This window comes from Paenibacillus sp. FA6 (assembly GCF_051550225.1).
In the GTDB taxonomy this organism is placed as follows: Bacteria; Bacillota; Bacilli; order Paenibacillales; family Paenibacillaceae; genus Paenibacillus_AQ.
Genome location: NZ_CP188820.1, coordinates 4,185,309 through 4,207,131, shown reverse-complemented (window position 1 = coordinate 4,207,131; position 21,823 = coordinate 4,185,309). Strand labels below are relative to the sequence as shown.

General features: G+C 39.8%; 22 protein-coding genes. 21 read left to right on the top strand and 1 reads right to left on the bottom strand.

Going from position 1 to position 21,823, the window contains the following annotated elements:
• Positions 1–24: 24 nt before the first annotated feature.
• From ctaG to ACP8HI_RS19260, 15 genes are all read left to right on the top strand, one after another.
• Entirely contained in the window at positions 25–918 is an 894-nt protein-coding gene (gene ctaG / locus ACP8HI_RS19330; protein WP_438347801.1) for a cytochrome c oxidase assembly factor CtaG, read from the top strand.
• Between the two features lie 74 nt (positions 919–992).
• The gene (locus tag ACP8HI_RS19325; RefSeq protein ID WP_438347800.1) at positions 993–1,457 is read left to right on the top strand and encodes a DUF420 domain-containing protein; all 465 of its coding nucleotides are present in this window, start codon (positions 993–995) and stop codon (positions 1,455–1,457) included.
• Between the two features lie 235 nt (positions 1,458–1,692).
• Positions 1,693–2,388 carry a hypothetical protein gene (locus tag ACP8HI_RS19320; RefSeq protein WP_438347799.1) on the top strand — a complete coding sequence of 232 codons (696 nt, stop codon included), beginning with the start codon at positions 1,693–1,695 and terminating at the stop codon, positions 2,386–2,388.
• A 36-nt stretch (positions 2,389–2,424) separates the two neighbouring features.
• Complete coding sequence (locus ACP8HI_RS19315; protein ID WP_438347798.1) at positions 2,425–2,829, top strand: GntR family transcriptional regulator; 405 nt, start codon at positions 2,425–2,427, stop codon at positions 2,827–2,829.
• A gap of 7 nt (positions 2,830–2,836) precedes the next feature.
• Positions 2,837–3,751 carry an ATP-binding cassette domain-containing protein gene (locus tag ACP8HI_RS19310; RefSeq protein ID WP_438347797.1) on the top strand — a complete coding sequence of 305 codons (915 nt, stop codon included), beginning with the start codon at positions 2,837–2,839 and terminating at the stop codon, positions 3,749–3,751.
• 1 nt (position 3,752) lies between these two features.
• Entirely contained in the window at positions 3,753–4,658 is a 906-nt protein-coding gene (locus ACP8HI_RS19305; RefSeq protein WP_438347796.1) for an ABC transporter ATP-binding protein, read from the top strand.
• A complete protein-coding gene (locus ACP8HI_RS19300; RefSeq protein WP_438347795.1) occupies positions 4,651–5,952 on the top strand; it encodes an ABC transporter permease in 1,302 nt (433 codons plus the stop codon). The genes ACP8HI_RS19305 and ACP8HI_RS19300 overlap by 8 nt, the downstream gene beginning before the upstream one ends.
• 530 nt (positions 5,953–6,482) lie before the next feature.
• Positions 6,483–7,073, top strand: coding sequence for a chloramphenicol phosphotransferase CPT family protein (locus ACP8HI_RS19295; RefSeq protein WP_068597101.1), 591 nt, complete (start codon positions 6,483–6,485; stop codon positions 7,071–7,073).
• A gap of 546 nt (positions 7,074–7,619) precedes the next feature.
• Positions 7,620–8,003, top strand: a complete 384-nt coding sequence (locus tag ACP8HI_RS19290; protein ID WP_438347794.1) for a hypothetical protein — start codon at positions 7,620–7,622, stop codon at positions 8,001–8,003.
• Between the two features lie 527 nt (positions 8,004–8,530).
• The gene (locus ACP8HI_RS19285) at positions 8,531–9,394 is read left to right on the top strand and encodes an alpha/beta hydrolase (RefSeq protein ID WP_438347793.1); all 864 of its coding nucleotides are present in this window, start codon (positions 8,531–8,533) and stop codon (positions 9,392–9,394) included.
• Positions 9,395–9,717: 323 nt separating this feature from the next.
• Positions 9,718–10,293 (top strand): LysE family translocator, encoded by a 576-nt coding sequence (locus tag ACP8HI_RS19280; protein WP_438347792.1) that lies wholly within the window; start codon positions 9,718–9,720, stop codon positions 10,291–10,293.
• Positions 10,294–10,318: 25 nt separating this feature from the next.
• On the top strand, positions 10,319–11,095 hold the full coding sequence (locus ACP8HI_RS19275; protein ID WP_438351904.1) for an AraC family ligand binding domain-containing protein: 777 nt from the start codon (positions 10,319–10,321) through the stop codon (positions 11,093–11,095).
• Positions 11,096–11,129: 34 nt separating this feature from the next.
• Positions 11,130–11,306: a hypothetical protein gene (locus ACP8HI_RS19270; protein ID WP_438347791.1), complete on the top strand. Its 177-nt coding sequence runs from the start codon at positions 11,130–11,132 to the stop codon at positions 11,304–11,306.
• Between the two features lie 187 nt (positions 11,307–11,493).
• Complete coding sequence (locus ACP8HI_RS19265) at positions 11,494–11,664, top strand: hypothetical protein (RefSeq protein ID WP_438347790.1); 171 nt, start codon at positions 11,494–11,496, stop codon at positions 11,662–11,664.
• Between the two features lie 259 nt (positions 11,665–11,923).
• Positions 11,924–12,433, top strand: coding sequence for a hypothetical protein (locus ACP8HI_RS19260; protein ID WP_438347789.1), 510 nt, complete (start codon positions 11,924–11,926; stop codon positions 12,431–12,433).
• 135 nt (positions 12,434–12,568) lie between these two features.
• Here ACP8HI_RS19260 and ACP8HI_RS19255 read toward each other — a convergent pair whose 3' ends face one another.
• Positions 12,569–13,444: a LysR family transcriptional regulator gene (locus ACP8HI_RS19255; RefSeq protein WP_438347788.1), complete on the bottom strand. Its 876-nt coding sequence runs from the start codon at positions 13,442–13,444 to the stop codon at positions 12,569–12,571.
• Positions 13,445–13,567: 123 nt separating this feature from the next.
• On the opposite strand from ACP8HI_RS19255, the gene zwf reads away from it, so the two are divergent.
• From zwf to ACP8HI_RS19225, 6 genes are all read left to right on the top strand, one after another.
• Positions 13,568–15,067 (top strand): glucose-6-phosphate dehydrogenase, encoded by a 1,500-nt coding sequence (gene zwf / locus ACP8HI_RS19250; protein ID WP_438347787.1) that lies wholly within the window; start codon positions 13,568–13,570, stop codon positions 15,065–15,067.
• A gap of 42 nt (positions 15,068–15,109) precedes the next feature.
• Positions 15,110–15,778 (top strand): fructose-6-phosphate aldolase, encoded by a 669-nt coding sequence (fsa, locus tag ACP8HI_RS19245; protein WP_438347786.1) that lies wholly within the window; start codon positions 15,110–15,112, stop codon positions 15,776–15,778.
• Between the two features lie 42 nt (positions 15,779–15,820).
• Positions 15,821–17,239: an NADP-dependent phosphogluconate dehydrogenase gene (gene gndA / locus ACP8HI_RS19240; protein ID WP_438347785.1), complete on the top strand. Its 1,419-nt coding sequence runs from the start codon at positions 15,821–15,823 to the stop codon at positions 17,237–17,239.
• 145 nt (positions 17,240–17,384) lie between these two features.
• Positions 17,385–19,703, top strand: coding sequence for an AraC family transcriptional regulator (locus ACP8HI_RS19235; RefSeq protein WP_438347784.1), 2,319 nt, complete (start codon positions 17,385–17,387; stop codon positions 19,701–19,703).
• Positions 19,704–19,952: 249 nt separating this feature from the next.
• Positions 19,953–20,918, top strand: a complete 966-nt coding sequence (locus ACP8HI_RS19230) for an ABC transporter permease (RefSeq protein ID WP_438347783.1) — start codon at positions 19,953–19,955, stop codon at positions 20,916–20,918.
• Positions 20,919–20,938: 20 nt separating this feature from the next.
• Positions 20,939–21,820 carry a carbohydrate ABC transporter permease gene (locus ACP8HI_RS19225; protein WP_438347782.1) on the top strand — a complete coding sequence of 294 codons (882 nt, stop codon included), beginning with the start codon at positions 20,939–20,941 and terminating at the stop codon, positions 21,818–21,820.
• The last annotated feature ends 3 nt before the right edge of the window (positions 21,821–21,823 follow it).

Sequence of the window (21,823 nt, the reverse complement as noted above, 5' to 3'; positions counted from 1 at the left end):
ACGTTTAAGTTAGGAGGTTATCAGATGCTGGGATTGGAATACTTTAGTTTTGCAGACTTATGGAGCCCATTATTCATGGTGTTCATGCTGCTCATAATAGCTGGTTATTTGCTTGTCGTAGGCCCATTCAGTGAGAAGTTTGCGGAAGGAGAGCCGCCGATCTCATCGGCTAAGAAGACGATGTTTATTACGGGGATATTACTGCTCTATTTAGCTCAGGGTGGCCCAGTAAGCTTATTAGGTCATATGATGTTCACATTCCATATGTTGACGATGGCTCTCTCGTATTTATTGGCACCTCCGTTAATCATCCTCGGTATGCCTACTTGGTTGTGGCGTGCACTATTGAGGGTGAATCCATTTCGGCGGTTAAGTTTTTTGGCTAATCCGATCGTTGCTGCCGTTCTATTTAATGGTTTGTTCTCTTTCTATCATATTCCGGCTATTCATGATTACGTGATGCTACATTTTAACGTTCACCGTTTGTATTATATTGTATTGTTCGTGAGTGCTATGCTCATGTGGTGGACGCTATTAAACCCACTACCGGAGAAGAGAAAAGGTTCAAGTCTTGGTAAAATGGGCTATATCTTTTTGAATATGATATTATTGACTCCAGCATGTGGTTTGATTATCTTCGCGGTCGAGCCTATGTATGCTACATACAGTGACCCGGATATTTGGGCTAAGGCAATGGGGTATTGTATTTCTGGGGATACATCTGCATTGTTGGAGAGTTTCGGGGGGCCTACATTTTTTAACTTGATGAGTCCGCTCGTTGATCAGCAGGTGGGTGCTATTCTGATGAAGTTTATACAGGAGATTACTTTCATTTGTATGCTGGCTTATATATTCTATCATTGGTATAAGAGTGAGAATCGCGAAGAAGATGATGATGTAACTCAAAGAAACCTTTAGGTGTAAGCTTCCGATGCTAGTTTTTCCGAAGTATTGCCTGTATGTAGCTCAAAAAAACTTTTAGGAGGATATTCATGGATTTATATTTCTTGTTACCGACGTTAAGTACTACCTTTATAGTGATCAGTGCAGTATTAGTAGCCATTGGTTGGATTCTAATTATTAAAGGTAAGAAGGAAGCTCATAAGAAGGTTATGATCAGTGGAGCGATAGCTGCGTTATTATTCTTCATTATTTATATGTCACGCACGATATTTGTGGGTAATACCGAATGGGGTGGTCCAGAGAACCTCCGAGTGTATTATCAAATATTCCTAATTATGCATATTATTCTCGCCACCGTTGCGGCTGTTTTCGGGCTTACTACACTTACGCTTGGATTTAAGTCTAAGTTCGCGAAGCACCGCAAATGGGGAAAAGTAACATCAATCATGTGGTTCTTCACAGCGATTACAGGTGCCACGGTATATAGTCTTTTGTATCTTCTGTATCCAGGTGGACATACGAAGCCTGTATGGGAAGTCATCCTCGGGATATAGTACAACAGAATATATGCTTTATAGGTAAGCTAATGATGAGCATGATGAGAGATCCGTATAACTGCGGGTCTTTTTTTGTATGGGAAAAATGTGAAATTAATGGTTGACGTAGGATGTTACACACATTATACTGTGTATATTGATATATACAGTGAGCACAGTGAGCGGACAATGAAGAATAACATTTTTTAAAAGTGAGGCGAAATGGTTGAAGATCTTAATAAGAGATGCTTGGATGATTTTCAAAAAAGATATAAAAATCGAGAAATACATGGTCATCGTTTCATTAATATTCATGGGTTATATAGGTATAATGATTAGCACGCTTATAGCGGGGCAATACGAACATCAGAATGAATTAGATCCATTGGCGGATATGCTACTACTTACACTGATTCCTATGCTAGGCTTTTATTACTCAAAGAAGTCATTTAAATATCTCACAGAGGACTCATACACACAGATGTTGATCTATTTTCGTACGCTGCCGATCTCTCCCCAAGTCATTATGTGTTATAGGTATATTCAGATGTTCATAGCATTGACGATGAATAGTGTGATTGTGTTCAGTATCATATATGGAGTTAACTATCAATTGAGATCGGAAATGTCTATAGGAGCTTATATATGTTTCGCACTAACGTGGATTGGATATGCACTAGTTTTTACAGGGATTTATATTCATCTTGAATTTACAAGTAGTGGTAGGAAGTATTTCTGGTTATCGATGGTGATCATGGGAATGACGTTTATTGTAGGGATTATCATTTGGTTATTAGATGGCAACCTGCTGTTATATACGGTGAGAATGAGCCAAGAGTGGGGGATACTATCGCCAATCATGTGGGGTGCTCTAGTAGTTGGAGTGATAAGCCTGGCTCTATTGGGTAAGTTAACTCTCCGCAGATTACAACACAGAGATCTTCTGTAATTAGTTATATAAGAGTTGAGGAATGAGGTGTGAAAGGTGTGGATACCAATTCAAATTAACGAGAATAGTGCAGAGCCACTATATCATCAGATCGAGACTCAGCTAAGATCGCTTATCATAAATGGTCAGATCGAGGAGAATACACTTTTGCCATCGATCAGGGAATTTGCCAGTTGGCTAAATTGCAGTGTTATCACTATTCGAAGAGTATATCAAGATCTTGAGGGTGAAGGTCTTCTAAGGACGAAGCAAGGAACTGGAACGTTTGTTGCTACGGTAGGAATATCTCAATTGGAAGTATTCAGAAGAGAGTCTGTTGAGGAAGCACTAAGTAAGGCTGTTGATGTTGGGATATCCGTTCAGTGTAGTGAAGAGGAGATGAAGAGGCTATTTTTAGATATAGTAACGCGTAAATATCATCCTGAGCATGGGAAGGAGTAATCGTTAAATGGAGCAGAGCATCGTTAATATGGTTGGTGTTAAAAAGAAGCGAAGAAATAAAATGATAGGTCCACTTCATCTGGCTATTCCACAAGGGTATATCGTTGTTATCGTAGGAGAGAATGGGTCAGGAAAAAGTACGTTGATCAATATGCTGATGCAGACGGTGATACCCGATGAAGGGGATATAACATGGTTCGGGCAGTCGTATCCTAATGGTATTCCACCCGAGATTAAGCAACAAATAGGATATGTGTCAGAGAAATCTAACCTCGAAGAGGACCACCTTACGGCGGAGGAGGTCGCAGCATTTCGTTCATACTGGTACAAAGACTGGGATCATGTGTTGTTCGAGAAATTAATGATAGGTTTTAATATTCCTCGGCACACCAAGCTGACAAAGATGTCTAAGGGAGAAAGACGGAAGTTGGAAATTGCGGTGGCATTGGCGCCGCGTCCTAAGTTACTGCTGCTAGATGAACCTTCTTCGGGGCTTGACCCTTTTGCTTGGAAGAGAATGATTGATGAATTGCAGGATTATATGCAACAAGGTGATACAACGATTCTATTGTCCACCCATATTGTAGATGAGATTAAGAAACTAGCCGATTTCATTATACTAGTACATCAAGGTCAACTCCTCGGTATGGTTGAAAAAGATAGCCTTATGGATAACTGGAAGGAAGTATGGATCCGAAGCGATAGAGCGATGGTAGAAAATTTACCAGGAATTGTTCAAGTTGAGCAGGAACCAGCGAATATATTACGAATGATAACTACAGAGTGTAAGAAATTGGAGAATGTTTTACAAGCTTCAGGTATACAATTGGTGAAGACACGAGGACTGGAGCTTGATGAAATATTAAGTCTATGGATACAAAGAGATGGGGCTGTCATTGCGCAGTCAGAGAGGGGAGTATAATATGGAGGCTTTAAAGTTAGAGAAAGTGTTTAAGAAATTTGGAGAAAAGACGGCAGTGAATGAGTTATCTCTTCAAGTTGGGGAGGGCGAAATCTACGGATTATTAGGGGCCAATGGCGCGGGAAAAACAACGACGATGCGGATGGTTCTAGGACTCATATATCCCGATAATGGAAGTATTCTGTACAATGGGAAAGCGCATAGCAATGAACTTCGACAAATTATGGGCTATTTACCTGAAGAGCGGGGTCTATATCCGAAGATTAAAGTGAGTGAGCAACTCGGTTATTTAGCTCAGCTCCGGGGCATGTCACGCAAGGATGCAGATAAGAGTCTGCGCTATTGGTTGGAACGATTCGAAGTTCCGGACTATTATGATAAAAGAGTTGAAGAATTATCCAAGGGGAATCAACAGAAGATTGGATTCATTGCAGCTGTTGTACATAAGCCTCAGATCCTCATCTTAGATGAGGCATTCAGTGGGTTGGATCCGGTCAATGTGGAGTTGTTGAAATCAACAGTGAAGGAACTTCGCGATCAAGGTACGAGCATATTATTCTCGACTCACCGGATGGAGCATGTAGAGGAACTATGTAGAAATATTACGATTATGGATCGTTCTAATCCGATTATTCAGGGGAGCCTAAAAGAAATTAAAGGTAGATATCCACGTGAACAAGTAGCGCTTGGAACAACGAGTGAGGTATCTGGACTAAAGGATATTCCTGGAGTAAGTCATGTGGAAGTACAAGAGCAAGGGACCTATCTAATCACAATTTCAGATATTTCTGCTGCACAACAGATATTGCAGACAGCGATGCAACAAAGTGTTGTCGAGAAATTTGAATTGAAGGAACCGACACTGAATCAAATCTTTATTAAAGAGGTAGGTGAATCTAATGAATAATATAAGGACTGTCATTGGTTTTACATTTCGTAATAAGGTGAAGACGAAGGCTTTTATCATTACGACATTAGTATTAGCTATCATTATGTCTATTGCGATTAATATTCCGTACTTCATCCAGTTGTTTACGGGCGAAGATTTGAAGGAGCATAAAGAGACTACACGGGTAGGTCTGGTATATGGACAGCAGGCTGAATTGGCTGGACAGCTAGAGAGTTATTGGAAAGCGCAGAATAATGAAGATTTCACATTTGTGAAATATGATACTGCGGACGTGCAAGCTTTGCAGAAGGATATTGAAGAGGGAACCATTGAAGGTTATCTAGAGTTTGCTGAAGATAATACAGTCATATTCCCCGTAGTGAACTATTCTTCTAAGGATGGAGAATATTTAAATCCAGTTGCTCACGCTGATCTTATAGGTGCATTGCAGACTGTAAAAACACAAAGTATTGTGAAGGATTCACTCACAGCTGAACAAGTCGCGGAGTTAGGAATTCCAGTACAGTTTAATACACAAAGTGTCAATCCAGAGACTTCTACTGATGACAAAGCTGTTAAAGAAGACGGACCCGATAAAATGTTGAATTTCGGTCTAGTCTATCTCTTGATCATTCTATTCTTCTTCACCTCTATGACAACTGGGAATATGATTGCTGCCGAAGTAACAACGGAGAAAAGTTCACGGATTATGGAAATTCTAATTACGAGCGTGTCACCGTTGACTCAAATGTTCGGTAAAATTATTGGGATGTTCCTTGTAGGCTTGACCCAGATTGCAATCTTCGGACTGGTGCTCGTAGCGAACGTACTTATGCCGCAAAATAAACAACTAATGGCAGACTTCGATTTGAATCTATCACAGATTAGTCTAGACGTATTGATCTATGGATTCATATTCTATGTGTTAGGATACTTCTTATATGCGGTTTTGTTTGCTGCTGTTGGCTCGATAGTTAGCCGTACAGAGGATCTAGGTCAAGCGGTTATGCCGATCACGATGTTATCACTAGCTGCCTTTTATATCGGAACATTCAGCATTAGTGTTCCTAACTCAATCTTGATGAAAGTATCCTCATTCATTCCGTTCTTCTCACCAACGACGATGATTGTACGGATTGGGATCGGGGAAGTAGCAGCTTGGGAAATATGGATGTCATTACTCGCGTTAATCATATTCATTCTATTCTTCGGTTGGTTATCCGCTAAGATCTATCGTACAGGTGTACTCATGTATGGTAAGCGTCCAACGATGAAAGAGATTCGTAAAGCGATGAAGGCTTATAAGATATAGTGGTGTTTAAGAATCCTTATGTAAACTTTATGGTATATTGACGTTAGCTTTAGGTTATAATGGCATTGAATTTAAAACCCAGTTGCAGCATTTCCTTGCTGCAACTGGGTTTTTCTTTTGAACTGTACTGAATTCAATGGTTATGGAGTAGTTAATTTAGCCCAAATTGCACTTTCTATAATAATGACGTTTCTATGTAAAGTGAGGTTTTTGTTACACAGCAAAGATACATACAGTAGTATTGTTCAATGACATTATAGATAGGGGGGATATCTTGAGGGGATAATCAAAAAAATGATGGAATGAAGATTAATGAAAAATAAAGTTAAAAGCTATCCCAAAAAGCAGCCATCCTAATCATCAATGAAATGAATGTCAGATGAAAATAAAGTATTAAACTCTTCATTAAGCTAACTGGCAGGATATTTTAATAGTTTCTCGAATATTTTATCAGTTGGATAATTTAATAAACTTTATGAATATAATGTTGTCTGAATGATACGCAAATCTTATATGTGAGGGTGATTCTTGTGAAGCAAGGACTTATTGTGTTCTTGAACGGAACTTCAAGTTCCGGAAAGACTAGTATTTCTATGGAACTGAAAAATCAGAAAGAGATTCCTTTTCATCATTTATCCGTAGATGCTTTTTTTGGTAATTACAATGATTTTATTGATAATAATTTTCCGGATATTGAACCTACAAGAGAAGTAGATGATGTTGGAAAAATACTTTTTGATCCCATAGGCTCAGTTTATTATGCAACAATTAAGTTGTTTTCAGAAATGGGTTTAAATGTAATCGTCGATACCGTAATCGACAATGACAAGCGGTTAAATGATTACCTTGATCTATTGTTCGATCATCCAACATTGTTTGTAGGCGTATTATGCTCGAAAGAAGAACTCACAAGAAGAGAGCAAATCAGAGGAGATCGACAGATTGGACTAGCGAATTCCCAATACGACCAAATATATTCCTTTAATGAATATGACCTTAAAGTAAATACTGAAGAGTTGAGTCCAACAGAATGTGCCGAAAAAATACTAGGCTTTATTAAATCCGGTCAGGATTACTCTGCATTTAAGAAATTAATGAAAAGAGAGATTAGTGTTTCATAGGAGGGAATCCATCGGATAACTACATATTCAAGCATTGGAGCTATTGCCCCTCGGTCTACCCGACGGATTTTGGAATTAAGCTAACGGGACACGTTAGTTCAATAAGAACAAGTAAGCAGCCGGTCTTTTGATCGGCTGCTTTTCTTTAAGCTAACGGTGTCGAGGGATAAGAACATCGAGAGAATATCTTGTGACACATCATAGATATAGGAGGACAAGAACTTGATCCTACATGCAGCCTTCATGAAATGGTTCAATAATTGCCCTCTTGAAGTAATTGATTGATTACTGGTTCGGCTGTTAACGATAATCCTGAGATTAAGCGGTTTGTAAACCGAGATGTTGTCACTGGTACTGTAAAGTTTTTCAGTTCAATCTATATATAATTATTTTTTACCTTCATGAAGAATAAATTTGGGTCTCAGAAGAGGAAATAGTTTAGATCAGGCACTCTCTCTCGTACATATGATATACCAATAAACTCCCTCACACCGTCGAGGAGATGACTGCGGTGATGTTATTTTGAAACGAATCAACAAGAAAAAATTGAATATTATACTCAGAAATATTAACCTAATAACCGCAACACTACTGCTCAATGGACAGGTTTCGATCACAGGTGTGTTTATACAAACGGACGGTGCTTTCTCAGTATCCATAGGGGGACCAATAACCGGGGGATTTCGTATTGTAAGCAAATCAGGCTCCAAATCGGAAAATATAACGATAACCATCATAGATTTTGTAATTGCTATATTTTTGATTCTGGATTCACTAAATGTTCAGGGTACCTATTTTACATCTGGACGGTTCAGCATCGTCGTAGGAGGGCCATTGTTCGGGGGAGATAAGACTGAAATAAAGGAAGTAACCCGATTAAATGCTGATTTTAACACCTATGTAAGACGAAAACAAAGGAAAGGTAGATGATCAGGTGTGTCGTCAACAGAAACTCCAACTGAAAAAACTCCGCTGGGAATCGCATTTTTAGTAGGTATCTCCTTAGCTGGATTCATCTTCTTGTTTACCCAACCAAAAGAATCCGATGTGCAGAAGAAAAAATAATGATGAGACTCATGGTATTATCCCCTCATAGTAGACAACGAAAAAAAGGCATCAGGTAAGTTAGACATATACGTTAGATACCTGAGGGGATTTTTAAAATTAAATTCCAAATAGTATCAACAATTTGAATATTAGGGTGGCTTTCTTCAATATATGCTCGTAACTGATCATTGCTATAGCTGTTTCCTGCTCGAACCATCATGGGGATGTCAGGTATACAAAATCATACATATTAGAGGACCTTCGACAAAAAAACTTCGTATTACTAATAGCACAGTGAATAGTCCCAAATCTAAAGTAGTTTCATTAAGCTAACGGGCTTAGGTATAGCGGGAATTATTGGAATTTTGTTCATAGCTATTTTAGTCAGCGTTATTAATCATAATATCAAATTGAATCAAGAGGCTGAATTATTTAAGCCATTGGGTAAAATGGTTACAGTAAACGGACATTCTATGAGCGTATACACGGAAGGCAAGGGTGAAGTCACTTTAGTATTTATGGCAGGAGGAGGAACGGTGTCCCCAACCTTAGATTTCAAAAGCCTATATTCTCGATTAAGTGATGACTATAAAATTGCAGTAGTAGAGAGAGTAGGATATGGTTTCAGTGAAATTGCAGATGTTCCAAGAGACATAGATACCGTTCTGGAAGAAACGAGAAAAGCCTTAAATCTAGCTGGCGAGAACGCTCCATATGTATTATTTCCTCATTCTATGGCTGGATTGGAGGCGCTATATTGGGCACAAAAGTATCCGAATGAAGTTACGGCGATTATAGGATTAGATTCAGCTGTTCCAGCTGCCTATAAAAATGTCCAATTACCAAGCAAGGTTATATTCGACTTGTTTTCACTAGGAGCTAAATGGGGTGTCACACGATTTATTCCCTCTTTTGTCAACGGTGAATCCGCAATTAAAGGGGGGACACTAACGGATCACGAAAAAGATATATATAAAGCAGTGTTCTATAGAAGAACAGAAACAAGACCCATGATAAATGAAATTCAAATTGTTAAAGATAATGCTCAAAAGGTTAATGAAAAACCAGCACCGCAGATTCCTATGTTGTTTTTCACATCGAATGGTGATGGGACGGGAATTGATAAGAAGGAATGGCAACAATATCAAAAAGACTTTCTTGAAAATGTGAATGACAGTCAACAGGTTATGCTAGATAGCGGGCACTATGTCCAAGATTTCAAGTATGAAAATATTGCAATTCAAAGTGAGAAATTTATAAATAACCTTAAGTAAAATGAGTATCATATGATCAAGAAATAAACTTACCGAACCATTTCTTGATGTTACAGTTATTGTCTCATTTATAAACCCTTATAAAACCCTCTCATTTCAAGCAAACCTAGATTTATTAGGTCAAATGGGAGGGTTTTTTATTTACTAGAATCGCCATATTTGAACGACCAATCCAGACAAGTCTTTATACTGTTCAAAGGAAGGCCACATTATTACTGCCACACAGATCCATGGTGGAAGAAGCTTTATATCTGCAATAATATACTATATGATATTTAACTTTTAGATGTAGTATATGAGAACAGCTTGAAGGGAGTTTTCTCATGGACATTGCATCTTTTTTAATATACTGTTTTGTTGTTACTTTTACACCTGGACCTACTAATATCGCTATATTATCCACAGTGCATAATTTTGGGACAAAAAAGGCAATGGAATATACGTATGGAGCAACTATTGCTTTTGGTTTATTACTTATTATTTCTGCTATCTTGAATATGATGCTTATAACGATAATTCCAAAAATTTTAATTGTTATGCAGATCATCGGAAGCGTTTATATGCTCTATCTCGCTTATCAAATTTATAAAATGGATACATCAGAACCAACTGTAAACCAAACTGCCACCTTAATGTCAGGCTTTCTTATGCAGTTTTTAAATCCAAAGGTAGTATTATTTACAATGGCTGTCATTCCTGGATTTATTTTGCCCTACTATACCGCAATGCCAGCGGTGATTATAAGTGTTATAGTTATAACTGTTATTGGATTTTTAGCATTTATTATATGGGTTCTTTTCGGTACAATCTTCAAGAAGTTTTTACAGAATCATAAAAAAGCTGTTAATGTAATCATGGCATTATTTTTAGTTTATGCTGCAATCATGATATGGATGTAGGTAAGTTAATCTTGAGGTGAATGAAGTGGACAAATTTATCTATAAAAAATCGGCAGGTATTACTGCGTTGTCAGCAAGTATTACTGATTTTAAGTATAAAAAGCACTCTCACCAGGAGTATGCAATAGGTGTAACATTGCGTGGTATTCAACATTATAACTTGAATGGCAGTTTACAATTATCATATCAAAATGGTGTTATGCTTTTTAATCCAGAACAGGCACATGACGGAATGGCACATGATGAAGAAGGCCTTGATTATGTTATGCTATATATTGATCCACAATTGCTTCTAGAGGTTATTGAGAAAAAGGATATAGTACGTTTTTCAACCCCTATTGTGTATGATTATAGAATTGAACAAAGAATATTAAGGCTTTCTAATGCAATATTTAGCGAAAAAGATGAGGCTTATTGCAGTGAATTACTCTTATCCCTCACAGATAGCCTTATTCAAACTAATCTTTCTACAGACGATAAGAAAGATAACGCTCTAATCAGAAAAGCAAAGGAAATGCTTCATACCAACTTAGAAAATGTACTTAAACTTGACGAGATATCTAAAGAACTTCATTTATCCAAATTTCAGTTTATCAGATTGTTTAATGCTCATACTGGAATTACACCATACCAATACTTTCTTAACTGCAAGATAGAACGTGCAAAGCAGTTAATCGAAAAAAATGGAGATATTTATTCAGCAGTAGCTGAATGTGGCTTTGTTGATTTAACCCATCTAAATAAACATTTTAAAAGCGTATATGGAACAACAGCATTTGAATATATGTCACATATATATTGAGCAGGAAAATGAAGCGAATGAATGAAAAATTGTCATGTTAACAGCCTATGATTATCCTTCTGCAAAACTTGCAGAAGAAGTAACCAAAGCGCTTTCGATCCCGGTGATTGGTGCTGGATTGGATGTGGAGAATAAACGTTTTCCTGAAGAAAAACATTCTTTTACGATGAAGGAAGAGGAACTAAAAGGACTTTATGGAGATAAGCAATGAAAGTAATTACTACTAAAATGGAAATACCGGCAGCAATAATTTAGCAAACTGAAGGCGCCTCCAAGAGACGAATGGTGCTTCGCGCATGAAGGTAGTGAAGGCGAGGCTAGAATAGATGCAGAAAGTACACTTAATTAGCAGAAAAAGTAGGGAAAGAGAGAATTAGTTGTACAAAGGACAGTTAAAAATGGCGATAACGCTGAAAAGTGGAGTTTCAAGTAATTTAGATGTACTCCATGCAACTAAAGTTAGCTTCAGAGGGATTGGGTTGAATTTAGTTGTACTTATTGCACCTAATAGTGAATGGTGGAGGCGGAAGGTGACTATTGGTGTTGGTGTCGTAGCTCATACCTGCTAGCGATACAATGGATGACTGGCATCGTAAACGTAAACTTCTTCACTATAGGAACTCTTTCACCAAGGATGCCGAAAGGCGTTTTTCTAAGTGTATGTCTGAACTTTGAGCTAACTGAGTATTATTGTCAATTGGTATACATACTGGCACACAAAAAGCATTCATTTCCACTCATGAGGTGGTCTTGAATGTTATTATTGAGAATATGTCTGCGATAGGGCGTTATCCACCAATAAGAAACTTGGATTAGGAGACATGGAAAATGGGAAATAAAAAGTTTATCATTTTCGGATTAATTGCCGTGCTCATTCTATTCGTAATATTTTATAGGGCCCCTTTAAAAGAACGCAAAGAAATGAAATCATTCTATAGTAAGCTGGGAGTTCATTTGCCTAAAGATACAAGTATCTTGTTCAGTGAAAGCTCTTATGGGGCGCTAGGTGATGGTTACCATTTATATATTTATCAGCTTAACTCTAAAGAAGATATGAAGGATTTATTAAGCCAAGTACCATTGAGGAATTGGTTTGAACTACCTTTACCTACAGATGTAAGTGATCCCCTATTGAAAAACATTAGGGGCATTACAAGTCCAGAAATAGCTAGTCTTTTACCGCTTGAAGCAACAAATGGGTATTATACTATGAAAAATAATCGTACTAATGCATTAATTACGAGTAGAGATGTATTTGATTTTAGTTATCATAATGTATTCATTGGAATTGCCGATTTGGAAAATAATAAAATATATATTTTTGAATATAACATGTAATTTTTGAAACTTAAAAAAAGTGGAGATTCGATGTAAATAAAGCCCCCACTCAGTTTGATCAAGTCCGCATCCCAGTCGGTTCTAATCCGGCTGCGGATGCTTTTTGCTTATTACTCGTAAGATTATCCATGGCTACTATTTCACGAGCTCAATAAACTTGCTGGCTGCATTGGAAAGTGGCATGTTGCGCATAATCATGAACCCCACTTGGGAAGGTGGCATCTTGATATCTAATTGAATTTCAAAGAGGGAGCCGTCTTCTAGTTCCTTGGTAATAAACTCTTTCGTGACGTAAGAGATTCCGAGACCTTTGCGCGCCAACTCGATGAGAAGATCGACGCTTCCTACCTCAATCTCAGGTTTGATTTCATAACCGTAGCTGTGAAATAGTTCCGTTATGGCCATCCGCACCCGACTATTACGAGAGAATAGGATGATCGGGTACTGAAGCAATAGGTCGAGTGAAAGGATTTTGCCCTTAAGCTCGGAATAGAGAGGTCCCGCAACAAAGCAATCTTGCAGCTGAATGCCCTTCATCACTTCAATCTGGGAGTCGACGATGGGCAGACGAACGACGCCTAAGTCGATTTTCCCTTCTTTCAAGAATGCGATCGTTTCTGGTGTCGTCCCATGATTCAGATGCAATTTGATACTGGGATGCTTCTGATGATAGCTTTCTAGGTAAGGAAGGATATAATGCTTGAACAACGAATCGCTACCGCCGATCCGTAGCTCGCCGCTGTCCAGATTTTTAAGTGAGGCCATCTTTTCTTCTGCTAAAGAGATTAGGATCTGAGACTTCTCGATGTAAGAATAAAGGGTGATACCTTCAGGGGTTAAGGTAACACCTTTGGAATTACGGTAAAACAAGGTGATGCCGAAACTTTCCTCCAGCTGTTTGATGGCGTGACTGACGCTTGGTTGGGTGATATACAATGATTTGGCGGCTTTAGACAAGCTTCCCGTCTTCGCAGCCCAATAGAAAACCTTGTATAATTCGTAGTTGATCATAGATATGGTCTATAGCTCCTGTAAGATATATTGATTACCTGTATAGGTGATATCTGTATTATAGTGGATTGAAGAAATAGAAACCAGTGCTAACACAGAAGCCCTGCTGGAAGGAGAAGTAAAATGGAGGCTACCACGTTTGTCTTGTTTGGAGCGACAGGAGATCTAGCAAAGAGAAAGATTTACCCTGCTATGTATAATTTGTTTGTCGATCAGAAGTTACCTCAATCCTTCTCCGTAATCGGTCTTGGAAGAAGAGAATTATCCGATAAAGCCTTTCAAGCCAATGTCGAGCAATCTCTCCATATGTTTTCCAGACAAGAAGCGAAAGATCCCGTATTATTGAAAAAATTCTTAAGTGCATTCCGCTATAGTGTACTCAATGTAAGTCATAAAGAAGATTATCAGAAACTACTACAGATGATCGAGCAGCAGGAAGAAGAGCTTCGAATTGCGCCGAATCGCATGTTTTATTTGTCCGTAGGACCTGAATTTTTCGAAACCATTGCAGCTAACATTCATGAAAGTGGGCTTGGTTCCGCGAATGGCTGGAAGCGTCTGGTGATTGAGAAGCCTTTCGGCCATGATTTGCAGTCTGCTCGGGAGTTGAATAACAATCTGAGTAAAGCTTTTACAGAAGATGAGATATTTCGAATCGATCATTATCTCGGCAAGCCGATGGTACAGAAACTTGAAGTTCTGCAGAAGAGTAATCCGGTCCTTAAGGCATTATGGGACAATCGTTACATTGCTAACGTTCAAATAACGGCGAACGAAATCGTTGGTGTTGAAGAAAGAGCTGGCTATTACGATCATGTTGGTGCTGTAAGAGACATGTTCCAGAACCATATGCTGCAATTGCTCATGATGCTGACGATCCACCTCCCGAACAATAGTAGTGTAGACAATGTCCGTTACAAAAAGAAAATGGTGATGGATTCCCTGGAGGTATTACCAAAAGAGAATGTCGGATCCCATGTTGTCCGCGGGCAGTACGGAGCAGGAACGATTCAAGGGAAATCGGTGGTCGGTTATACATCCGAACCCAACATTGCTGTAACCTCAAGAAACGACACATTTATCGCAGCCAAACTACAAATTGACGATTATTTTTGGCGGGGTGTTCCTTTTTACATTCGCACAGGCAAAAGAATGAAGGACAAATCCACGCGAATCGTGATCGAGTTCAAAGAACCGTTAAAGCAGTCCGGGGCAAACGATGATAATACAATGCCTAATCTTCTCGTATTTGAGATCAGTCCCAATGAAGGTATTTTACTTCAATTAAATTCAAGAGACCCTCTGCACAAAGGAGAGTTCAAGCCATTAAATATCAACTTCCATGAGAGTCAAGAGAATGTGCCGGAAGCTTACGAAAATTTGATTTTTGATGCTCTGCACGGAGATTCTACGTTCTTCGCGCATTGGGATGAAGTTGAATTGTCATGGCAATGGGTTCAACCTATCTTAGATGCATACAAAGAGGACATAGTGCCACTTCATCTCTATGCATCTGGCACCTATGGTCCTGCAGAGTCTGATGAGCTGTTGAAGCAGGACGGCTATCATTGGTGGTTCGACGAGAGTACAACGGCAGAGATAAGAACAGAAGTCATGGTGTAATAGGAATTTAAAATATAACTATAAAAAACGGAGGTAATAATTATGAAATTTTTTATCGATACTGCAAATCTGGTAGATATCAAAAAGGCTTATAAAATTGGTGTTTTGTCTGGGGTTACGACAAACCCATCATTGGTTGCCAAAGAAGGCGTGAAATTTGAAGATCGTATCGCTGAGATTCTACGTGAAGTACCTGAGGTTGAATCTGTTTCGGCCGAAGTGACACCTGATGCAGAAACGGCAGAAGATATGATCGCGCAAGCGAATGAACTGATTAAAATCAATAACCATGATAAGAACATCACCATTAAGCTGCCGATGACGTTGGCAGGTTTGGAAGCATGCCGTTACCTGACGAAGAAAGGTGTTAAGACAAACGTAACACTGATCTTCACCGTGAACCAAGCACTATTGGCTGCTCGCGCTGGCGCGACTTATGTCTCCCCATTTCTTGGACGTTTGGATGATATTTCGGAAGATGGCATTCTACTCGTATCGAAAATCGCTGAATTGTTCCGTACGCATAATCTAGATGCACAAATCATCGCGGCGTCTGTCCGTCATCCTGATCATGTGACACGTGTAGCAATGGCTGGCGCGCATATCGCAACCATTCCTTTCTCAGTCATCGAACAAATTTCCAAACATCCTTTAACGGATCAAGGCATGGAGAAATTCGCTGCCGATTGGTCAAAAACAGCGCAACTTTAAGTCACACTTTACTATACAAAGGTCTAAAGGAGAGCTATTCAAATGAAGAAACAACAAATTGGCGTAGTTGGTTTGGCCGTTATGGGTAAAAACCTGGCAATGAATATCGAAAGCAAAGGGTTCTCGGTTTCGGTATATAATCGTTCGGCTGAGAAAACAAAAGAACTATTGGCAGAAGCGCAAGGGAAAGATTTCGTCGGCACGTACAATGTCGAAGAATTCGTTCAATCTCTAGAGACGCCACGTAAAATTCTCATCATGGTCAAAGCGGGTCAACCGACGGATGATACCATTAATCAGCTTGTGCCTTACCTAGATCAAGGAGATATTCTGATCGACGGAGGAAACGCATATTTCCCTGATACGCAGCGTAGAAACAAAGATCTTCAGGCTCAAGGATTCCGATTCATTGGTGCAGGTGTTTCTGGTGGGGAAGAGGGAGCATTGAAAGGCCCTGCAATTATGCCAGGCGGACAGAAAGATGCGTATGAACTAGTAGAGCCGATTTTGACAGCTATTTCGGCCAAGGTGGATGGCGAGCCTTGTTCGACGTATATTGGAGAAGATGGTGCGGGTCATTATGTCAAAATGGTGCATAACGGTATCGAATACGGCGATATGCAGCTCATCGGTGAAGCTTATCATCTTCTCAAGGATGTACTGAACTTAAGTACAAGTGAGCTACATGACATTTTCACAGAATGGAACAATGGTGAGCTAGATAGCTATTTGATTGAGATCACGGCAGATATATTTAAGAAGACAGATCCAGATACAGGAAAACCGATGGTGGATGTCATTCTCGATTCGGCAGGGCAAAAAGGAACTGGCAAATGGACTAGCCAAAGCGCATTGGATTTAGGCGTTCCATTGTCCATCATTACGGAGTCCGTGTTTGCACGGTTTATCTCCGCGATGAAAGAAGAACGTGTAGCAGCAAGCAAACTGCTGAGTGGTCCTGCGGTATCCAGCTATGACGGTGATCCTAAAGAATTCATTGAGGCTGTTCGCAAAGCTTTGTATACGAGCAAAATAGCTTCCTATGCGCAAGGGTTCGCGCAAATGAGAGCTGCTTCTGACGAGTATAGCTGGAATTTGAACTATGGTCGCATTGCGATGATATTCCGCGGAGGATGTATTATCCGTGCAAGATTCCTGCAAAACATTAAGGATGCCTATGATCGGAATCCTGATCTGAACAATCTGCTTTTGGACGAATATTTCAGTCAGATCGTTGATAACTATCAAGAAGCTTGGAGAAAAGTCATAGCGATTGGTATCACTAGAGGAATTCCACTTCCTGCTTTTACTTCTGCGTTAGCCTATTATGATAGCTATCGATCAGCGAGACTACCGGCTAATTTACTGCAAGCACAAAGAGATTATTTCGGAGCACATACGTTCCAACGTCTTGATAAAGAGGGAAGCTTCCATTTCCAATGGATGGACGATAACGAATAATAATACTATATATCTGTCTAAATAATATGATGGATATCACACTCCTTTTGCTGTAAAATAATCCATATTGATTACTAAACACTGACTATTATTGTTAGTGTTTTTGTCTTTTACGAATAGTAGGCAAAGGATGTGCAGTGGGCGGATGAGCAAAGTAATAAGTAGAAGTAAGGGAACGATCTATTGGAAGAATCTAAGTATTGTACTGCTAATTACTTGCATTCCCGTCGCTTTGATAAGTACCGTCTTGTATTATATGGGGACAGATCAAGTCGAGATGGAAGTGAATAAGGCTCATCGGGACCAGCTTGCTCAATCCATTCGGCACATGGAAGATTACTTGACCAATTTGGAGCATACGGTTGTCCGTCTTGCTTTTGATGGCAGCATGGATGAAAGCTTGAACCAGATGGATTTCATTATGGAATTTCAAAAGACGAACGAACTTATGAAATCGCTTACACTTATAAGGGAATCAAATTCCTTAATTGGTAGTGTGGACTTATACTTACGTGATGCTAACAGGCTGATTGGAGATGAGTTCGGATTTCAAACCATTCAGAGCGAAGAAGATCAGAGGCTGTTGAGAAATTATCTAGATAAGGAGCGTTCCATCTATTGGGATTACTCGTTGAGAAAAGCGGGTGTGCCGGATACGTTGTACAAGGGGGTTGTGATCAAGCTTCCGGGTGGTCAAATATATGATGCCTATGGTGCCTTTATTATTTATTTGGATCAGGACAAACTCAATAAGATGGTGCAAGAACTCGTCTCCGGCGAAGGGATTTCCTTTCTGGTTAATGAGAATGGTGAATATTTAACGACACCCCGTAACGATGAGATCACGCTGAATCAGCTGACCTTGGAGGATGCGCTTAGAAGCCGAATTATGAACGAAGATCTACATGATAATACGTTTAAATATAACTGGCAGCACGAAGATTATGCCGTATCGTATGGAGAAATATCAAAGTTCGGTGGGCAATGGACATTTGTATCCGCGACGCCGCTGTCACAAATTGTAGCCCCCGTAACCTCTTTGTCTAGATTGATTCTGTGGATCAGCATATTCGGGATGATGAGCGGCTTATTGCTGTCATGGTTTGCATCTAATAAAATATATGATCCGATCCATCGCTTGAAGCAAATATTCGAATCTTCTAGGAATCACAAGTTCGATGAAAAGGATGAGATTACCTATATTGAGAACCAGTGGAATCAGCACTTGATTAAGGAGCAAGCACTATTGATGAGACTGGAGCAGTCGATTCCGGCGTTGCGAGAAAGCATGTTGCTACAATTTCTACAAGGTAATCTTTATATGCATACGGAAGCAGAACTTATTGAGAAAATGAAACAGCTGGGTTGGGATGTGAAGAACAAACGATTCGCTGTCATGGTCACACAGCTGCATGGTATATCCGAGCTGGGTGAAAGGTTCTCTGAACGGGATTCACAGCTCATTACATTTGCTGCCTCGAACATGATTCTCGAACTATGTACGGAGAAGCTTGATATGGTGCACGTCATTAATTTTCAAGAGTTATCTCTAGGGGTATTCTTCGTTCTAGATAAAACGGATACAAGTGAGGAGATTAAATCTGTCCTGAATAAGCTTGCCCATGATTATATTGCGGCAGTCAATAATATGCTACGAATGAAGCTGACGATTGTTACGAGTAAAATATCCGATACATTCGTTGATATGCCGGATGTTCTGGAGCAGACACGCAAGGCGCTTCGCTTCAGGGATCTGCATACGACGAATCAAATGTTAGATATGAATCAATTTGTGATGGAACATACGAGCCCGAAGCAATTCCCCACTGATTTGGAGCGGGAGATAGTACACGCTATAAGCATAGGGCTTGAGGATGAAGCTGTGCGCTTGATTAGGCTGTTCATGACTGAGCTACAAAGTAATAATAGTACCGAGTTGATGGTGCATCAAGGGATGATGAAGCTGCTCGGTACCATTCATGATACGATTATTAAGCATGATGTGAATTTATACTTGTTGTACGGAGGGGTTCATCTGTATGAGAAATTGATGCTTCTGTCCGAGCACGAACAGATCGTCGAATGGTTCCGAAATGAACTGATCCATCCTTTTATCAGAACATTGTCAATAACCTATGACGGACAACTTCGGGAGATTATCGATAAGTTGCTTGTGCAGATTCAACAGGAAATTCTTATGGACGTATCGTTAGAAAGATATGCCGAACAATTACAGATGAGTTCTTCCAAGCTTAGTAAAGCATTCAGACAGATCCACGGGAGTAATTTTATTGATACGATTATTCGTTTGCGAATTGAGAAGTGCAAGGAACTACTATGTACGACGGATATGAAAATTAATGATATCGCTGAGCTACTGAATTACCAGCCATCCTATCTCATTCGTATATTCAAAAAAAGTGAAGGAATGACACCGGGACAATACCGAGACAAGCATGCATAAGAGCAGCAGATTGGCCTTGATTATACAATAATAGTTGATTGACCTGCGCCCATTATGGGATTGCGGGTTTCTTTTTATTTCCCGATCAAAAAAAGACTACTGCTGGAAATTTGAAAAATGAATAGTGATAAATTGTTACTATTGTGTGTCAGTTTAATCGTGCTTACAGTTAGCGTATGAGTTAGCCGTCGCAACAACCTACTTGCTTAGCGGCGAACGATTGAACATGACGAAAGGAGTAGAAGTCGGATGGAAATGGATATTCAGGCGACGAAGCCTGCAACACCAATTCTTTTGAAACGTAGAAGCAGAACCTCACTCTGGGCTGAGCTTAAGCGGGATAAGTATTTATACCTTCTCATAATGCCGGGAGTACTGTATTTCCTCATATTCAAATATTACCCGATGTGGGGCATCGTCATTGCCTTTCAGGATTTCTCCCCTTATCTAGGGGTGTGGAAAAGTGACTGGATAGGAATGGAGCACTTCGTTAGATTTTTTACAAATCCGAGTTTTTATCTATTATTTCGTAACACGATGATGATTAGTTTATTGAGTCTTGTTTTCTTCTTTCCATTACCAATCGTGTTATCGCTTTCTATGAATGAGGTTAGCAACAAAGTATTTAAACGCGTCATTCAGTCGGTCGTTTATTTACCACATTTTCTATCTTGGGTTATTATCGCAGGAATTACCTTTTTATTGTTATCGCAAACGAATGGGATCATTAATTTAATGTTTGAATTTATGGGCTTGCCGAAGATTGCATTCCTGACTAGCGAGAACTTGTTCTGGGGATTATTGACCGGTCAAAGTATTTGGAAGGAGACGGGTTGGGGAACGATTATATTCCTCGCGGCGATTACAGGTATCGATTCACAGTTATATGAAGCTGCCAAGATTGATGGGGCTAATCGAATTCGCCAAATGTGGCATATCACGCTACCGGGTATCCGTAATGTCATTATTATTTTGTTAATTCTTCGCTTGGGTAACATTATGGATGTTGGTTTCGAGCAGGTATTCCTGATGTCCAATGGTGCTGTCTCGGATGTTGCAGATGTTTTTGAGACGTATGTATATCGTAATGGTATTCAACAAGGCCAATTCAGCTATACAACAGCTGTAGGATTGTTCAAATCGGTCATTGGCTTGACGCTGGTCGTCTGTGCGAATTGGTTGGCCAAACGCTTCGGTGAAGAAGGGGTTTATTAAGTACAAAAGGAGGCTTCCTCATGAAAGAAGGCTTGGGAGACCGATTGTTTAACATAGCTAATATTGTCTTACTGGTTGTTATCGGCTTAGTGACCTTATTTCCATTATATTATGTATTTATCGTTTCTTTCACAGATCCAAGTGAGTATATCGAAAAGAGCGGATTCGTCTTATTTCCAAGCAAGTGGAGCTTTGATTCCTATGAATATTTAATGTCCACCTCGGCATTTATTCGGGCGATGGGCGTGAGTACCTTTCTGGCAACGGTTGGAACCGTGTTGAGTTTGATGGTAACTGCAGCTTTTTCATTTGGTCTCTCTCGCAAAAGATTACGTGGTCGCAGGTTCATGATGATTATGGTATTGTTCACGATCCTGTTCAACCCGGGGATTATCCCATCGTACCTGCTAGTACGTGATGTAGGGTTGATTAACAGTGTGTGGGCATTGATCATTCCGGTAGTGACCAGCGGTTGGTATGTCATCTTGATGAAAAGCTTCTTTGACAGCATTCCAGTCGAGTTAGAGGAAGCTGCCATGATTGATGGTTGCAACGATTTGAGGACTTTCTTCAAGATCATTCTGCCGCTGTCGTCTGCATCGCTAGCCGCCTTCGGGTTATTCTACGCTGTTGCGTACTGGAATACGTTCTTCAGCGCAGTGTTGTACATTACCGATTTCACGAAGGTACCGCTTCAGATTGTGCTACGCAATATGCTGATTGATTCCGATACTGCGGTAGGTGGCGCATCAGCGGTGGAGATGTCATCCGACAGGCAGATGCCAACGCAAACGATTAAGATGGCTGCGGTTGTAATTTCGACGCTCCCGATTCTGATGGTGTATCCGTTTCTGCAAAAGCATTTTGCCAAGGGAGTTATGTTGGGTTCTGTTAAGGGATAACGG

Excerpts from the sequence above, each read along its gene's own strand:
- ctaG (WP_438347801.1), top strand. The coding sequence starts at position 25 with ATGCTGGGATTGGAATACTTTAGTTTTGCAGACTTATGGAGCCCATTA.
- ACP8HI_RS19325 (WP_438347800.1), top strand. The coding sequence starts at position 993 with ATGGATTTATATTTCTTGTTACCGACGTTAAGTACTACCTTTATAGTG.
- ACP8HI_RS19320 (WP_438347799.1), top strand. The coding sequence starts at position 1,693 with ATGATTTTCAAAAAAGATATAAAAATCGAGAAATACATGGTCATCGTT.
- ACP8HI_RS19310 (WP_438347797.1), top strand. The coding sequence starts at position 2,837 with ATGGAGCAGAGCATCGTTAATATGGTTGGTGTTAAAAAGAAGCGAAGA.
- ACP8HI_RS19305 (WP_438347796.1), top strand. The coding sequence starts at position 3,753 with ATGGAGGCTTTAAAGTTAGAGAAAGTGTTTAAGAAATTTGGAGAAAAG.
- ACP8HI_RS19300 (WP_438347795.1), top strand. The coding sequence starts at position 4,651 with ATGAATAATATAAGGACTGTCATTGGTTTTACATTTCGTAATAAGGTG.
- ACP8HI_RS19280 (WP_438347792.1), top strand. The coding sequence starts at position 9,718 with ATGGACATTGCATCTTTTTTAATATACTGTTTTGTTGTTACTTTTACA.
- ACP8HI_RS19270 (WP_438347791.1), top strand. The coding sequence starts at position 11,130 with ATGTTAACAGCCTATGATTATCCTTCTGCAAAACTTGCAGAAGAAGTA.
- ACP8HI_RS19265 (WP_438347790.1), top strand. The coding sequence starts at position 11,494 with ATGGCGATAACGCTGAAAAGTGGAGTTTCAAGTAATTTAGATGTACTC.
- ACP8HI_RS19260 (WP_438347789.1), top strand. The coding sequence starts at position 11,924 with ATGGGAAATAAAAAGTTTATCATTTTCGGATTAATTGCCGTGCTCATT.
- ACP8HI_RS19255 (WP_438347788.1), bottom strand. The coding sequence starts at position 13,444 with ATGATCAACTACGAATTATACAAGGTTTTCTATTGGGCTGCGAAGACG.
- zwf (WP_438347787.1), top strand. The coding sequence starts at position 13,568 with ATGGAGGCTACCACGTTTGTCTTGTTTGGAGCGACAGGAGATCTAGCA.
- fsa (WP_438347786.1), top strand. The coding sequence starts at position 15,110 with ATGAAATTTTTTATCGATACTGCAAATCTGGTAGATATCAAAAAGGCT.
- gndA (WP_438347785.1), top strand. The coding sequence starts at position 15,821 with ATGAAGAAACAACAAATTGGCGTAGTTGGTTTGGCCGTTATGGGTAAA.
- ACP8HI_RS19235 (WP_438347784.1), top strand. The coding sequence starts at position 17,385 with ATGAGCAAAGTAATAAGTAGAAGTAAGGGAACGATCTATTGGAAGAAT.
- ACP8HI_RS19230 (WP_438347783.1), top strand. The coding sequence starts at position 19,953 with ATGGAAATGGATATTCAGGCGACGAAGCCTGCAACACCAATTCTTTTG.
- ACP8HI_RS19225 (WP_438347782.1), top strand. The coding sequence starts at position 20,939 with ATGAAAGAAGGCTTGGGAGACCGATTGTTTAACATAGCTAATATTGTC.